Genomic DNA, 14,814 nt, shown 5'->3' with positions numbered 1-14,814 from the left:
TTATTATTATATTTATATAATAACATAAAAATATGGAACCAGTCTTGTTTTTGCACCAGCTCCACTATACATAAAAAATATATAGAATTTTCTCACTATTTTCTAGTGTTTTATTAAAATTATTTCTTTTTAGTCTAACCAAGAAAGTAAAGCTCATTCTATTAGAGGACTTTTTATTTTCCAACCATCAATATCAAAATCACCCATCTGATTCATTACATGGTTTACTAACTCTTCATATACTTCCATCATCCTTTGTATATCCGTTTCTATTAAAGCTTTTAAAAACATTTCCTTAAATATGGAATCAGGGAAAACATTTTTTAAATATTTTTTATTATAGGCTGGATCTATAAGATAAGAATGCACTTGATAGTATGGAATGCTTTCTAATCTCAAAAACTGACAGTACTCAGAAAATACATTAGCTAATGAATTAAAATATACAAAGTGGAAATCCACTCTTTTTTGTTCAAAACAATCCTTTAAATTATCTAATGAATCCCATAGTGAATATTTTTTCATTTCTACTATTGTTTTATTAAGTTCATCATATTCATTGTTTAGCCAATGTTCAGCTTCGATTTTTAATTCATGAAGTATCCCCGTGTTATCGAATAGAATCTTTCCTGTCATCAATTGAACTATAGACATTGTTCTATGGTTTTGAAAATCTTGTTGAAAGTATTTGCGAATTTGTTTTGGTGGATTGGCGAAATACTCTATAAGAAAACCATTAATAAGTTTATTCCCTCTCTCTCTCCAATCAACATCATCAGATAAAATAATATGTACATCAATATCAGAACGATTAGTAGGATTGCCCGTAACATAGCTCCCACATACAAGTGCCCCTACTACGTCATTTCTATTTTTCCAGTCCTTTAAAAATTCTTCTAGCGCTATTCTCCATTCTTCCATAAAGTTATCATCACCTTCTTAAAAAGTTTGTGCTTTAGCATATCGTATATATTCAAAATTTATTTTATAAATCCTTTCTACAGGGATGAATTCTGTATATGAAAAAACACAGCCATATTTGCTGTGTTAATGATGGATGTGCCACTTTTGCCTATTGTTAGTTCAGCATTTTTCGCATGAAGGGAGTTATCAGGATTTTAAAATGATACCGTGATTTTTTATTAGAACACCTATCTATCTTTATTTTTTTCCAATAGCTGCTCCATTTTATTATCAGCACGTTGTAAGACTTGCTTTATTTGTTTAATCTCTTTTTCTCTTTGAATCATCTGTTTATACTTATTTGAAATAATAATTTCATCTGTTGAAGGCTTTGAATTTCCGATTCTGTCAATTCATCATTTTCATCCGTATTTTGCGACCATTCAAAAAGTATTTTAATTTCTTGAAGTGAAAAACCACATTTCTTTAGTTTTAGAATTGTACTAATGATCTCGATATGATCCTCGTTATACTCACGATGTTTGTTATTTATTTCTGGACGTAATAGACCCATTTTTTCATAATAACGGATAGTGTCTTTACTAAGACTAGTACATGTAGCAAATTCACCGATTTTTATGATCATCACCTACTCATAAATAAATTTATAAACCATTAATAGCAGTATACAATGGAATATGAAGCGAACGACATGGTGACTATATCTAAGCTGTTTATTTGTTACTTGCCCTTCCGCAACTGCTAATACATGTATCAAAACAAATTCAAGGATTAGCAACATCAGTACTAGAGCTTTGTTCGGTAAAAATATCGTTACAAGAATACAGATAGATAAGACAATAAACAAAAGTGTTCGTATTTGATATCCGTTCTCTCTCCATTGCTGCAAGCCTGCAATCCCTGTCAATAATGCGTATAACCCTATCAATACATAAGTAATAATAGCCATTCACATCACCCCATTCTTTTAATACTTTCACTATAAAAGATGGAGTTAGCTCCATGTCAACATCTTCTGAACTATTACTGTTAGTACAAGCAAAAATATATCGCTGTCGCTAATTATGTTAAAGGTCAAATATTTCACCAGAATGTACTTTTAATTGTTCGACACCAATTTTCATTGCACTTTCTTCTGTATCCATTAGTGAAAAAACCTTGTGTGATAGAACTTCAATACTCATATGAGTAGACGATATCGCCTTCAAACCATCTGAAGATCTCTAATGTATATAGACCGTCATTTCTTTTAATAATTTCAACCTTATATTCTTCACTTGGGGATAAAATGCTTTTACAACTGCATTCATTGCCTCACCACCACTTAACCCTTTAATGACTTATTCTTTAAACATCCTTTCAACATTATGAAGTTCTATCTTTTCTTCTTCTTTTCGATAATCAAGATAAACATTTTCTTCAGCAATTATTAGTAACTCTTCTTGAAAGAATGACAACAAACGCTCTGCTTCTTTTATTAGTTTTGGTTTGAGATTGTTTAATATTTCTCTCTTACTATTAAATTCATTTTCATCCCATTTATCCCTTTGCTTTAATTTAGGTAGTGCATCAATCCCTGTTATATACGTAAGTCCTAAAAAACGAAGAAATGAATACCCGTTGCAATAATCATCATATAATTGCTCCAATATCTCTATTGGATCATCCTTATCAAATATGATGTTTTTCAAAAGAGAAATAATTCGTGTCTGTTCAAACTTCCCATGTGGAATTTCCATTTCTATTATCTTCACTAATTCAACTTTAATATGCTTTTTTCTATAATCCAAATCAAGTAACTTGAAGTAAAAATCATTGTTATAAACACTTTCAATTTCTTGTGTTTTGTAAAGCCATTCTTCAAATTCTGAGATACTATTCTGTCCTTTATATATTTTATAAAACTGTTTTTGAATATCCTCTTTACTATTCACGCTCTTACTTCAACTCCTTTAATTCTTCTGTTCGCAAATTTTGCTTGAGAATCAATTATGCCTCGGCATGATTGCGTCCGGAATCGGCTTTGTACTTTAATTTCTTTCAACGGGTGTCCAAATACCCGCTAAAAGACATTAAATAAAGGAATTGGATAAAAATCCAATTCCAAATATGAATAGACGAGTTTTTTAGCCAGTCTCTATATCCTAGCAAATAAAATTCTACTTAGAAAATAGTAGCTAAATAGTTTTGAACAGATTCAGGTAATAGTTGAAAGAATAATCCTTCATATTTGATATCGAGTATACCAGCAATAAACATAATAATAATGATGCATATTAAAAGGAGTTTCTTGTTTTTAGAAATCCACTTCAATAGGCTCCCCTCCTCTTAAAAATAGCGTTTATAGTTTGCCAATTAAGTATATATTGATTCATGTATTATATAAACCTATCCTTACAATCATTCTCTGTCACCCAAATTGGATATGTTACATAAATTAAAAATAATGCTGTTGATTTTCTTTTAGTCATGAATTCAATTTAGCTCCTTCGGGTAAACAATAAATAACGAAAGCTTTTGTCTCACCAATAATTGCTTAAAATTTTATAAAGAAAGGAATTGCAATGGTAAACTTTAAATCATTTCGTGGTGTCGTTACTCAGATTGATGATTTCCCTATTGGGCAAAATGGTGAAAAGGAAGGCTGTTATAAACTGATGACGGTAGAAGATAGTACTCAGGGCATCGTCAATTTTGTCGTCTCACCTTCCACTTACTTTGTGAATCAAGAAATTGTGAACCCCGGCGATCGGGTTACTGGATATTATGATGGGAATGCGCCTGTCCCTTTAATATATCCGCCTCAATATCGAGCACTTGTTGTTGTAAAGGAAAATAACAATCAAAATGTCAAAGTCGACTTTTTTAATAACCAATTAGTTAGTAGTGATGGTCAATTACAACTAAATGTTTCTGCTTATACACTTATCTTACTCAAAAATGGGCAACCTTTTTCAAAAAGCCTAGCCAATCGGAACTTAATTGTGATTTATGGCCCTACTACAAGAAGTATCCCTGCACAAACCACACCGTATAAAATAATCGTTTGGTGTTAATTTAAGATTATGAACATATAGTTGATGTGCGTCCCTACCTAATCTAACATTCATGACATACGTAAATATCATTCCGACTTTAGTAATTACACAAAATTAAACTGAATATTAAAAATATACAAAGATTATTTCCCAGGAAAAGGTGCTCAGTCACCCGTCTTTCGCAAAATTTCGCAGAAAGAACGATTAACTGAGGATTACTGAAAGCAAACAAAATGAATAAAATAAAGCGGCTTAGTCCTTTCAATTATTGGACTTAAGCCGCTTAAAAATTATTATTATTTCTTCTGTCACTATTTGTCTTGCATTTCGTGTAATTGCTGCTTGATCTGCTCTAAGTACTCTTTATTTTGTTGGACTGTATCCAAATGCTCACCATATTCCTTTGCATTCATAAATGCATTTTCTGCATGTTCGATTTGATTGAAAGCATGCTCAATCGCTATTTCCTCTGGGTGTGACTTTACATGCTTCAACAAACGCTCCGCCTTTTGGACGGAGTTCCCAAACAAAGTGCTTGGGTGATCCTTTTTCCAACTCATATCTGAGTGCTTAGCCAATTCTACCTCTCCCCTTCCTGCCATTTAAATAAATAATCTAGATATAGTATTGTAAAATGTGCAGAAAATATGTACGGACAAAGTGCGAATATCTATGCAATCTAAACTTTGGCTTTAATATTTGCATGCAAAATAAAATTTCCCCATCTCAAAAACGAAAAAAAGAAGCACTAATGAATGCTTCCTCTACAAAATTTCTTCAGCCATTTTCTTATTGTCAGTATGGATGCCTCTCATCCCTTCAAAAAATGAATATTCTTCACTTAAATATCTTTCTAACTCTCCATTATCATGAGGAAGCTGCTCTAAGTAATACTTCGAGCTGTTTATCCTTTTTTGAATTTCCTGTTGATTTTGCGTTGTCGTACCATGTCCAGGTACGTGGGTCGTTATTTCATGATTAAGCAAAATATTTTCAGCTTTATTAACCGTATTTACATAGTCTTTATAGTTACTATAAAATAAATGGAAACTCAATATCTGACAAATAATCGCCAGAAAGAAACAGACCATAAGGCTCAATAACTGTAAATAAACCATCATTCGTATGACCAGGTGCTTGATAAAATGTCATGGTAAAAGAATCGAATTCTACTTTTTGCCCGTCCTCTGAAACGACAATATCTACATTTGGATATTGAGGTGAATAACTTCTATTCAAATAATACCCTTGGTCAAATTGTTTAATTTTTTGCATGATGTCTTCTTTGTTAGGATTTTCATCAAATTGTTTTGAAGCAATTATCTTAGCTTCTGGGAATGCCCCAGACCCAATAATATGATCAAAATCGCTATGTGTATAAACAATATATAGTTGTTTATCACCTCTAATCTCGTTTATAAAACTCTTAATGTCTTCAATTTCAGTAGGTAGCCAATTAGGATCTGTCATAATTACTGCTTCATTCGTTTGAATGATTGCCGAGGTAGTCATATATAATACACTTTAAAAAACTGTAATATTATTTTTTTTGAATTGAATCACCGAACCACCCTTTTCCCCTTATTTTCTTTTGATAATGAGTTAGTTATAATTTACCCGCTCTATTCCTTAGTTCGGTCACTATTTATAAAATCCTTCTTTAGGAAAAAAAGTATGCGAAATCAATTTAAATTTCACATACTCTTAGCTTTTTCTATAGATACAAATATTCATAATTAATGGATCACATTATTTTTTATCCCTTACTTATGATACGATTTCCCATAACTAGTTTAAATGTAGAATCAAATCAATGTCACCTATATATTAGGTAGGAACGTTATTTCAATCAAGGAGAGTCAACATGAACAACGATAAGGACAACACAGAAGTCATCTTACTTTCTAACCCATCAGAATGTTTAAAGCATCCATTTCATCATAAACAAATTGTCTTTACTGGGGCCCTTTCCACTATGACACGTTCAGAAGCTGCAAAAAGAATACGAGCTTGTGGAGGAATTATGCAAGGCGCGGTTACACAGGATACAGATTTCCTTATTCTTGGGAACAAACGTCGTGGTATAAGTACAAAACAATTAAAAGCTGAGAAGTTAATGAGCCTCGGCTTAGACATTCAAATAATTATTGAGGATGATTTTATTTGGCTCATTTCAATGCAAGAAGAATAGCTACCTAAATTCAAACACCTTTTTTAAATCCCATCTAAAAAGGTATGAAAAACAACTACATACCTTTCACCTTTTTTATTACCTCAAACCCGTAATAATTCCAAATGATTTTAATTTGAAGGCTTACAATTCCAGAAAAATTTGAACAGTTAACTAAACAGAGTTTAAAAATAGTACGGCATAGTTTACTACACAAGCAAGCTCTACTATAAAACATATCTTATAGTATCCTAGCAAAAGGAGGTGATAAAATGGTGCAAATCCTTGATTACCAAGCAGTGGAGCCTCTAAGTACGTTTAACCTAGAAACTGCTTTTCCAATTCCACAGGCTCCATTTAGAGTTCTTTTAGCTTCAATTCAAATAAACATCCCAGGCACCGCTTCAAGAAATAATCGTGTCGAGCTACTTACAAGCGTTGGTGTAGCAGGAGTTACCGATATTTCTCAAATTGTATTTAGAGTGTTCCGTAATGGGAAAGAAATCTTTAATACTCAAGACGGGGTAGAATCAGCTGGTTCAGAACAAAATTACGTCTTTACATTCCAAGCTATTGATTCCAATTTAATAGCTGGCGCTAACTTCTATCAGGTTTTCGCTGAGAATTCTACTCCCAACACACAAGCAAACATTGTAGGACCCGTTTCTTTTAGTGGTCTAGCGATAAAAAGTTAACGATAAATAGCTCTTACTTTGCATTGATAATATTTAGGCCCTGCGCAAATCTGTGGCATAACATGATCGTTTTTTTTAAGAGTGTTGATTGATAAAGTGAGATGCATGTTTTAAAGCACATTATATAAAGATTAAAAATAATAAGCTGTATAGTAGTTATTAAAAATCTAACTTTCTACACAGCTTATTTTATTTATTTGTATTTAACGTCCCTAATATAAAATTTATTAGATACAGAGGTTATTTAGCAAATTGTAAAAACTTATTTATTCATGATACGTTTCTCTTGATTGGACTAAGTGAGATTTTATAAGTCTATTTGAAAAGAAGCACATTTCCTCAATAAATCAAAATTCCTTTGTCTAGAACAGATGTATTTCGCACCTGATTCCCTAAAATATACAGCTTTTTCAAATTAGGCAAATTCACTAAAGGCGCTACATTTGAAATAGCATTATTTTCTAAATGAAGCTCCTCAATTTGTTGCCACTTTTCCATAAAACTTAATGATTGTAATGAACTATCTTGTATAGTAAATGAACGCAGAGCTGAAAAACCAGCGAAGTAAGGCATAACCTTATCAACTTCGTTCACCCAGTCACCATTGTCTATTTGAAAAGATGCATCATTCAAATTTAAATGCTCCAGGTTTTTATTGTTAAACGAATTTTGACTATCAATTTGAAACTTACACTCATTACAATTTAACTTTTTTACATGCTGTAAATTGAATAATTCACTCGTCTCTTCATAAAAAGTTGTCTCATTTAAATTTATCGTTTGCAAATTTGGGAGACGATTTAAAGAATCGATGCCTTTAAAATCACCACCCTCCATTGCTGTAAGTTGTTCTAACTGTGGGTATTTTAGTAATTCTTCTCCATTCAAATACGACTGCGCCCCACTTATTTCAACAGTCAAATATTTTAAAACAGGTGCCTCTAGCTTGGGGAGCAAAGAACTTGCTAATTCTGCTTTTTTTAAATGAGGTGCTACAATCGACGATATTTCACCATGATAACCAGTTATCGATAAATCGGTCAGAGAAGACAGGCTGTTTACAATATCATGCAACTCTAATTTAAAAAGAGAAGCTAAACGCAGTTTTGTCAATGAAGACTTATTTCTAAGGCGTTCTACATTTGAAATATCCATATTTTCAAGATCAAGCGATTGCAGGTTGGGCATGTTTTGTATAAAATCAAGCGTTTTTAAATTTCGTACCGCTGTAAGCTTCAATTCTTGTAATTGATTCAGTGAATAGAACGAGCTAAAATCTGTCGCTTCACTTAGATCTATTGTTAACGACTGTAAATCAGCTAATGAAGACAACCACTTCAAATCATTGGCAGACATTAAGGACAATGATTTTAATGGCAGTTGATTCAGCAGAGGGAAGTCTGTAACCGTCTCAGTGTAGTACGAAATTTCAAGTGATTGAAGATTGGGAAACTCTAATAATAAAGCAAGTTCATCATTACTTCGAATTTGGATAGAGAGCTCTACAATATTAGACTTATCACTAAAATATTCAGCAATTTTACTAAATGATTCATTAAAGCTACCTGTATAGCTTTTTAAACCTTCCAGATGTCGGAAGCTTACATTTTCACTTCGTGATATTTCATAATCGCCCATCAAATTCAATACCGTCAGACCAGTAAAGGCTTCAAAATCTTTTTGTTCGATTTTTTGTGTATTTAATAGCTTATCCATAATGATATAGTTAGAAATTTTGGCTTGCTTATTTGTAAATGGATCATCAAGACTGTAATCAAAATGCCACTGATCTTCAGAATGGTATGCTGCCAAATAACGGATACTTACAATTTCTTCTTTAGTTGGCAAAGATTCACCTTTATCAAAAATATCTTTTAAAAAGAGTAAAAGAACTTCGCTTTCAGGCATTTTTCGAACAGATATTTTCTCACGGTTACCATTTTCTGTTTGATTGCTACTTAAGAGGAAATAGCCAAGGAATGCACAAAGGATTACAAACGGTACCATTAAAAGAGCTTTTAAATTCATTTTTGGACGTGTAGCTTTATTCGCAGAAGTTGCACCATAATAATTATTAATCGTCTGATCAACATAATAAACTTTATTCTCTTTCAACATTATTTCGGTCTCACAAAAAGGACATTTAAATGATTGTCCCTCTTTATATTCAATTTTCCCATTACAATTCGGACAATTTAATTTAATGAATTCCACTGGCAGTCCCTCCCCAGCTCTATTTTCAATTCAGCTAAGTTATCTAAAAAATAAATGTCATTATTTCTATTAAATACTAATTATCTCCCACCTTTAGACCTACAACAAAAAGTCGCCCAAGAAATTACCACTGTTTGATATATTTAAATTTACTTTCGCTACTTGAAATACAAGGAATACCTTCGCTTAAAGAATGATTGTAGTCCTACATAAAAAGGCTACTAATAAAAAGACAAAATACTCTTAAGATTTTTTTACTAATTTTTATATTTTTTCACCTACCTGTTTATTACTACTGTAAAATGAAAAGACTGGGACATTCGATACGAATTAAGAAATAATTTAATAAAAATTTATACAAGATAAGGATAAAATTGGGGGTTCATATATATATGTCTATGGAACAAACGAGGTATTCTCGGCTGGCTAATATAACAAAAATGATTAATATGAAGCTAGATTTACGTGAAGTATTAGAGCAGGTAACAATAGCAATTTCTGAAGAAATCGTCACATGTGATTCTGTGGGCATTTATTTACCACAAAAAGATGGTACATTCAGAGGATATGTAGGAAAACCAGCAGTTATTAATGGCTGGACTTTGAATATGCATATAATTGATACCGAAATAGATTTACTAGCAAAAGAAGTAATTGAAACAAAGAGAACCATCTATATTCCTGATACTTCGAAGGATAGTCGACCAGATCCCAGAGCAGTTGAGGGGTTCCATATTAAATCTTTATTAGTGCTTCCCATCTCCTTTGAACAAGAGTTATTTGGCCTTGTTTTTTTATTTGATTATGGAATTCCAATGAACTTAACAGACGAAGAAATTCAAACGGTCGAGGCATATGTGAATATGGCTGCTGTTGCTATTCAAAATGCAAACAACTTAACTTATAAAGAGCGCCTTATTAACGAAAAGCAGCTGCTGCTTGATGTTACACGTGACTTATCAATGTGCTCCTCACTACAAGAAAGCCTTGATAAATGCTTTTTCTACTTAGAGAAGTTTTTAGATAATAAAAATATAGGGATTCACCTTTTAGATCCTTTAGCAGAAAAAAGAGTGAAACCGGCTAAGTTGAGTAAGGAAAGTGATTGGACAGAAGAAAATTGGCTAAAGACACATAACAAATTTAAAATTGATCAAAGCAATGATGCTGTAATGCAGGAGGTTTTTGAAACCAAAACAGCCATTCTTATTCCAAATGTATTTGAGGATGATAGACCTAATCATGAAGTTTGTCGTAATTTCGGCATAAACGGTTTAGTTATGTTTCCTCTAGTTTCAATGGGTGAAATTTTAGGGCAAATATCTATTGTTAATCTTGAAGAAAAAGCATTTTATTACTCAGAAACCCAATTACAGTTGGCCCAATCCATTGTTGACACTACAGCATCTGCATTATCAAACCTGATATATATGGAAAAGCAAGAAATCATTATTGAGGAGAGAACCTCAGAAGTAATAGTGAAAAATAAAGAGCTTGAAAAAGTTGTAGCGGAGTTACAGCAGCTTAGCCGTGAAAAAGAGTTAATTCTCAACTCTGCAGGTGAAGGTATCTTTGGATTAGATCTTGATCGAAACATTACATTTTGCAATCCAGCAGGTGCACTCATGTTAGGTTATGAAACAGAGCGAGAATTAATCGGAAAATCCGTCGATATTATTATGAGTGGTAGTGAAACGGAAGACAAAATTATTATTTCATCCTTATTAAACACTAATTTCAACAGCTACAAGGTATTTTTTAGAAAAGACAACTCCAACTTTCCAGTAGAATATGTAACCTCCTTAATAAAAGAAGGAGACAAGATTGTAGGAGAAGTTGTCACATTTAAAGATATAACTCAAAGAAAGCAACTAGAAGAAAAGATTAAATACCACGCTTATTTTGATAGTTTAACGAATTTACCGAATAGAATTCTTTTAATAGATAGACTAACTCAAGGGCTAAAGTATGCAAAAGCGAACGGAGAAAAATTAGCAGTTCTCTATTTGGATTTAGACCGTTTTAAGTTAGTAAATGATTCGCTTGGACATAGCTATGGTGATCTATTACTTCAAGAGGTTGCCAAACGTTTAAGTACTTGCGTCCTAGGAGATGCAACTGTATCACGGCAAGGAGGGGATGAATTTACAATTTATTTGCCTAATATTAAATGTGAAAATGACATTTTGAAGGTTATTAATTGTATTAATGCTTCTTTCTCTAAACCTTTCAACCTTATAGACAATGAAATTTACATTAAAACAAGTATTGGTATAAGCCTGTTTCCTGATAATGGGGATACGACAGATACGTTAATCAAAAATGCAGACACAGCTATGTACAAATCAAAAGAAACACCAGGTACTAGCTACCATTTCTTTAGCGAAGGAATGGATACGAGAACTTTTGAAAGTATCAAGCTTGAAAATGATTTATATAAAGCATTAGAGCGAGATGAACTTATTATCTTCTATCAGCCACAAATAAACTATAAAACAAACAAAATTAAGGGCGTTGAAGCTTTATTAAGATGGAATCATCGAGAACACGGAATGATTACACCAGATAAGTTTATTCCACTTGCTGAAGAAACCGGTTTAATCGTCCCTATAGGTGAGTGGGTTCTTAAAGAAGCTTGCAAGCAATTGAAAAAATGGCATAACCAAGGATGTCCTTTAATTAGTATGTCTGTAAATTTATCCGTCCATCAATTCGAACAGAGTAATTTATTTTCTATTGTAGAAAATGTCCTACAAGAGACAGACTTGTCACCTGAGTATTTACAATTAGAACTTACAGAAAATCTAATTGTTAAAAATACAGAATTAACATTAAAAACAATGATACAATTAAAGGGACTTGGGGTAAATTTAGCCATAGATGATTTTGGTACCGGATATTCATCTTTAGGTTATTTGAAAAATCTGCCGATATCTACATTAAAAATTGATAAATCCTTTGTACAAGAGATGTTAACGGATGATGCAGCAGCAATTACAAATACAATTATTACCCTCGCTCAAAATTTAAAGCTTGAAGTTATTGCTGAAGGGGTTGAAACAAAAGAACAGGCCGATTTTTTATTGAGACAAAATTGTTATTTAATGCAAGGTTATTTATTTAGTAAGCCCATGAAGGCTGAAGATATTATGAAAAAATATTTCTATTAACTTAACGTTCTATATTATAAAAAAGGGAGATTTATAATGAAAGCAGCTCGTACGGTCTTAGAATATTTAAAAGGTAACGGTGTTCAATATATTTTTGGTATTCCAGCAGGTTCAGTCAATGCATTTTTTGATGAACTGTATGATATGAAAGACTTAACACCGATTGTAACAAAACATGAAGGCGCTGCTTCATACATGGCCGCAGCTTACGCAAAATATACAAACCAGATGAGCGTATGTATTGGTTGTAGTGGACCTGGTGGAACTAACCTAGTAACAGGTGCTGCAAATGCTATGCGCGAGCATTTACCGGTTTTATTTTTAACCGGTGCTGTTCCAGTTAGCACAATCGGCTTAAATGCTTCTCAAGAGTTAGATGCTCAGCCGATCTTTCAACCAGTTACTAAATACAGTGTAACAGTTAAAGAATCAAAGGATTTACTGAAAGAAATAGTAAAAGCCTCCGAAATCGCTATATCCGGAGTGCCTGGTCCAGTACATATTGCTATACCAATAGATGTTCAACACGAAATAGTGCAAGACATAGAAATACCAGCTCCACCAAAAAGAACAGCAATAGTTCCTGCTATGGATACTATTAAAAATGTAGCTGAAGAGCTAATAAAAAGAAAGAACGGATACATTTTAGTAGGACAAGGCGTAAGAAATTCAGTTGAACAATTACTAGAGTTAGCAGAAATTCTAAATTGGCCGATTCTAACAACACCGCAAGCAAAAGGATACATTCCAAAAAATCATCCTCTTCTAGTTGGCGTTTTCGGCTTTGCTGGCCACGAGGCTGCCTCAGAATTAATAGCTGATGGCGATGGACAAGTATTGTTAATCGTGGGTTCAAGTTTAGGAGAAACAGCTACAAATAACTACAACATAAACCTTACGAAAAACCGTTTTTCTATACAAATGGACTATGATCAATCGGTGTTCAATCGAAAATATGAGATTGATCTACCTGTGCTAGGTGATATCAATTTAAGTTTACTATTACTTATAGAAGAGTTAAGAACTAAAGGGCTTACAAGAAAAGAGACTGCTCTTGAGGGTAAAGAAAATAATGCGCCCCTTGGAGATATGGAAGAATATAACACGAGAAACGTTCTATTAAGTATTCAAAAACATTTACCATCCTCCACTAGATATACAATTGATATTGGTGAATTTATGTCCTATGTCATTCATCACATGAAGGTTTTAGATAATGATACTTATGATATTAATGTCCATTTTGGCGCAATGGGAAGTGGAATTGGATCTGCCATTGGCTCAAAGTTAGCTGAACCTGAACGCCCTGTTGTATGTATCACAGGTGATGGTTGCTTTTTCATGCATGGAATGGAAATATTAACAGCAAAAGAATATAATCTACCGATCTTGTTTATTGTTATGAATAATGCTCGCTTAGGAATGGTATACCATGGACATGCTCTACAGTTCCAGCGTACTCACCCATCTTTTGAGCAAAATCCAATTAGTATTAGTGCATTGGCTTCAGCTATGGATATACCGAATTTCCAAGTAACAGAACTAGAAGATATTAACCAAGATACGATAAATAACTTACTGAATTTAAATGGACCAGCAGTCTTGGAAGTAGTTTTAACAGATAATAACACACCTCCTATGGGAGACCGAGTTAAATTTTTATCTTCCTTTGGAAAGTAAGAGGTTTTGAATCAATTATGCCGAGGCATAATTGCGTCCGGAATCGGCTTTGTGCTTAGGGCTGACACGATGTCGGTCATTTCGGTAAAAACGCCACAGGACGTGGCGTTCTTAGACTGAGTTCCTATATTTCAGCGGGTGTTTGGATACCCGCTGAAAAGTAGCTTAAATCCGCATTCATCTCACCACCTATAGAGGTGGCAGACTTCTGCTGAGAGAAGTTAAATATGAAAGGTCATATAGATTGGGAATCATATTCCCCTATATGACTTTTTTTCTTACAGAGATTTTCTATCTCCAATTACTGGTTCTATAATATTTTTTGGGGTATTCGCACAATTCCACGCATAAAAAAAGCACAGATTCACCGATTTATATATACTTGAATTGTCGAGAAACAAGTAATAGAAAGGTGAACTGTGCATATGAATTTTAACACGAATATTCCAGGATTAAAAGATGTAGAGATTACGAAAGTAGAAGAAGTAGGCGATCGAATCGCATTGTATGTACAATTGCCTAAATGTACGCATCAATGTCCAGTTTGTAAAAAAGAAACTTCGAAGGTTCACGATTATCGTATACAAAAGATCAATCATTTAAAGTGGTTTGAACGTTTAACTATTCTTTTCTATAAACGTCGTCGTTATGTTTGTAAATGTGGAAAGCGCTTCTCCGAAAAATCCCCTTTCGTAGATAAATATCAACGGTATTCTAAGGAATGGAATCAAGTAGTAAATATACGTGCTATTAAAGCCAAAACATTTAAAGAAGCTGCAGAAGTACTAGGCACATCAACCACGACGGTCATTCGCCGTTTTAAAAAGGTAGCGAATAAACAATTAGTAGAGGGTGTACGTTTACCAAAAGTGATTGCGATTGATGAGTATAAAGGCGATACAGATGCAGGTACGTATCAGCTA

General features: G+C 33.1%; 15 protein-coding genes and 1 pseudogene. 6 read left to right on the top strand and 10 right to left on the bottom strand.

The features are described 5' to 3' along the window. Positions 1-153: 153 nt before the first annotated feature. The 6 genes and pseudogenes from AC3WSK_RS14990 to AC3WSK_RS14965 form a co-directional block, all read right to left on the bottom strand. Positions 154-921, bottom strand: a complete 768-nt coding sequence (locus AC3WSK_RS14990) for a nucleotidyltransferase domain-containing protein (protein WP_079563400.1) — start codon at positions 919-921, stop codon at positions 154-156. A 325-nt stretch (positions 922-1,246) separates the two neighbouring features. Then, positions 1,247-1,549, bottom strand: coding sequence for a MerR family transcriptional regulator (locus AC3WSK_RS14985; protein WP_492414199.1), 303 nt, complete (start codon positions 1,547-1,549; stop codon positions 1,247-1,249). A gap of 3 nt (positions 1,550-1,552) precedes the next feature. Next, a complete protein-coding gene (locus AC3WSK_RS14980; protein WP_492414198.1) occupies positions 1,553-1,873 on the bottom strand; it encodes a hypothetical protein in 321 nt (106 codons plus the stop codon). A gap of 118 nt (positions 1,874-1,991) precedes the next feature. Next, a pseudogene (locus AC3WSK_RS14975) lies at positions 1,992-2,214 on the bottom strand (hypothetical protein). A 50-nt stretch (positions 2,215-2,264) separates the two neighbouring features. Continuing rightward, positions 2,265-2,858 carry a hypothetical protein gene (locus AC3WSK_RS14970; protein WP_427483868.1) on the bottom strand — a complete coding sequence of 198 codons (594 nt, stop codon included), beginning with the start codon at positions 2,856-2,858 and terminating at the stop codon, positions 2,265-2,267. Positions 2,859-3,087: 229 nt separating this feature from the next. Beyond that, complete coding sequence (locus AC3WSK_RS14965) at positions 3,088-3,237, bottom strand: hypothetical protein (RefSeq protein ID WP_492414197.1); 150 nt, start codon at positions 3,235-3,237, stop codon at positions 3,088-3,090. 251 nt (positions 3,238-3,488) lie between these two features. Between AC3WSK_RS14965 and AC3WSK_RS14960 the strand changes: the two genes are divergently transcribed. Then, a complete protein-coding gene (locus tag AC3WSK_RS14960; RefSeq protein WP_079563396.1) occupies positions 3,489-3,980 on the top strand; it encodes a hypothetical protein in 492 nt (163 codons plus the stop codon). Between the two features lie 293 nt (positions 3,981-4,273). On the opposite strand, the gene AC3WSK_RS14955 is transcribed toward AC3WSK_RS14960, so the two are convergent. The 3 genes from AC3WSK_RS14955 to AC3WSK_RS14945 all read right to left on the bottom strand — a co-directional run bounded on the left by AC3WSK_RS14955 (position 4,274) and on the right by AC3WSK_RS14945 (position 5,474). After that, positions 4,274-4,540 carry a hypothetical protein gene (locus tag AC3WSK_RS14955; protein ID WP_079563395.1) on the bottom strand — a complete coding sequence of 89 codons (267 nt, stop codon included), beginning with the start codon at positions 4,538-4,540 and terminating at the stop codon, positions 4,274-4,276. Between the two features lie 186 nt (positions 4,541-4,726). Continuing rightward, positions 4,727-4,948, bottom strand: a complete 222-nt coding sequence (locus tag AC3WSK_RS14950) for a hypothetical protein (RefSeq protein WP_492414196.1) — start codon at positions 4,946-4,948, stop codon at positions 4,727-4,729. Positions 4,949-4,994: 46 nt separating this feature from the next. After that, entirely contained in the window at positions 4,995-5,474 is a 480-nt protein-coding gene (locus tag AC3WSK_RS14945) for an MBL fold metallo-hydrolase (protein ID WP_492414195.1), read from the bottom strand. A gap of 352 nt (positions 5,475-5,826) precedes the next feature. Between AC3WSK_RS14945 and AC3WSK_RS14940 the strand changes: the two genes are divergently transcribed. After that, positions 5,827-6,153: a BRCT domain-containing protein gene (locus tag AC3WSK_RS14940; RefSeq protein ID WP_079563393.1), complete on the top strand. Its 327-nt coding sequence runs from the start codon at positions 5,827-5,829 to the stop codon at positions 6,151-6,153. A gap of 251 nt (positions 6,154-6,404) precedes the next feature. Then, positions 6,405-6,827, top strand: coding sequence for an exosporium protein C (locus tag AC3WSK_RS14935; RefSeq protein ID WP_079563392.1), 423 nt, complete (start codon positions 6,405-6,407; stop codon positions 6,825-6,827). 339 nt (positions 6,828-7,166) lie between these two features. On the opposite strand, the gene AC3WSK_RS14930 is transcribed toward AC3WSK_RS14935, so the two are convergent. Beyond that, positions 7,167-9,041 (bottom strand): leucine-rich repeat domain-containing protein, encoded by a 1,875-nt coding sequence (locus tag AC3WSK_RS14930; protein WP_492414194.1) that lies wholly within the window; start codon positions 9,039-9,041, stop codon positions 7,167-7,169. 392 nt (positions 9,042-9,433) lie between these two features. Here AC3WSK_RS14930 and AC3WSK_RS14925 point away from each other — a divergent pair, with 392 nt between their 5' ends. The 3 genes from AC3WSK_RS14925 to AC3WSK_RS14915 form a co-directional block, all read left to right on the top strand. Continuing rightward, positions 9,434-12,211: a bifunctional diguanylate cyclase/phosphodiesterase gene (locus tag AC3WSK_RS14925; protein ID WP_079563390.1), complete on the top strand. Its 2,778-nt coding sequence runs from the start codon at positions 9,434-9,436 to the stop codon at positions 12,209-12,211. A 36-nt stretch (positions 12,212-12,247) separates the two neighbouring features. Continuing rightward, a complete protein-coding gene (locus tag AC3WSK_RS14920; RefSeq protein WP_492414193.1) occupies positions 12,248-13,891 on the top strand; it encodes a thiamine pyrophosphate-binding protein in 1,644 nt (547 codons plus the stop codon). A 425-nt stretch (positions 13,892-14,316) separates the two neighbouring features. Continuing rightward, on the top strand, positions 14,317-14,814 hold a 498-nt coding region (locus AC3WSK_RS14915), incomplete at its 3' end, for a transposase family protein (protein ID WP_492414192.1).

The organism is Lysinibacillus sp. EB271-A1-10B, from assembly GCF_058791335.1.
Note: the sequence above shows the minus strand (reverse complement) of the source record. Positions and strands in the feature narration are given on the sequence as shown.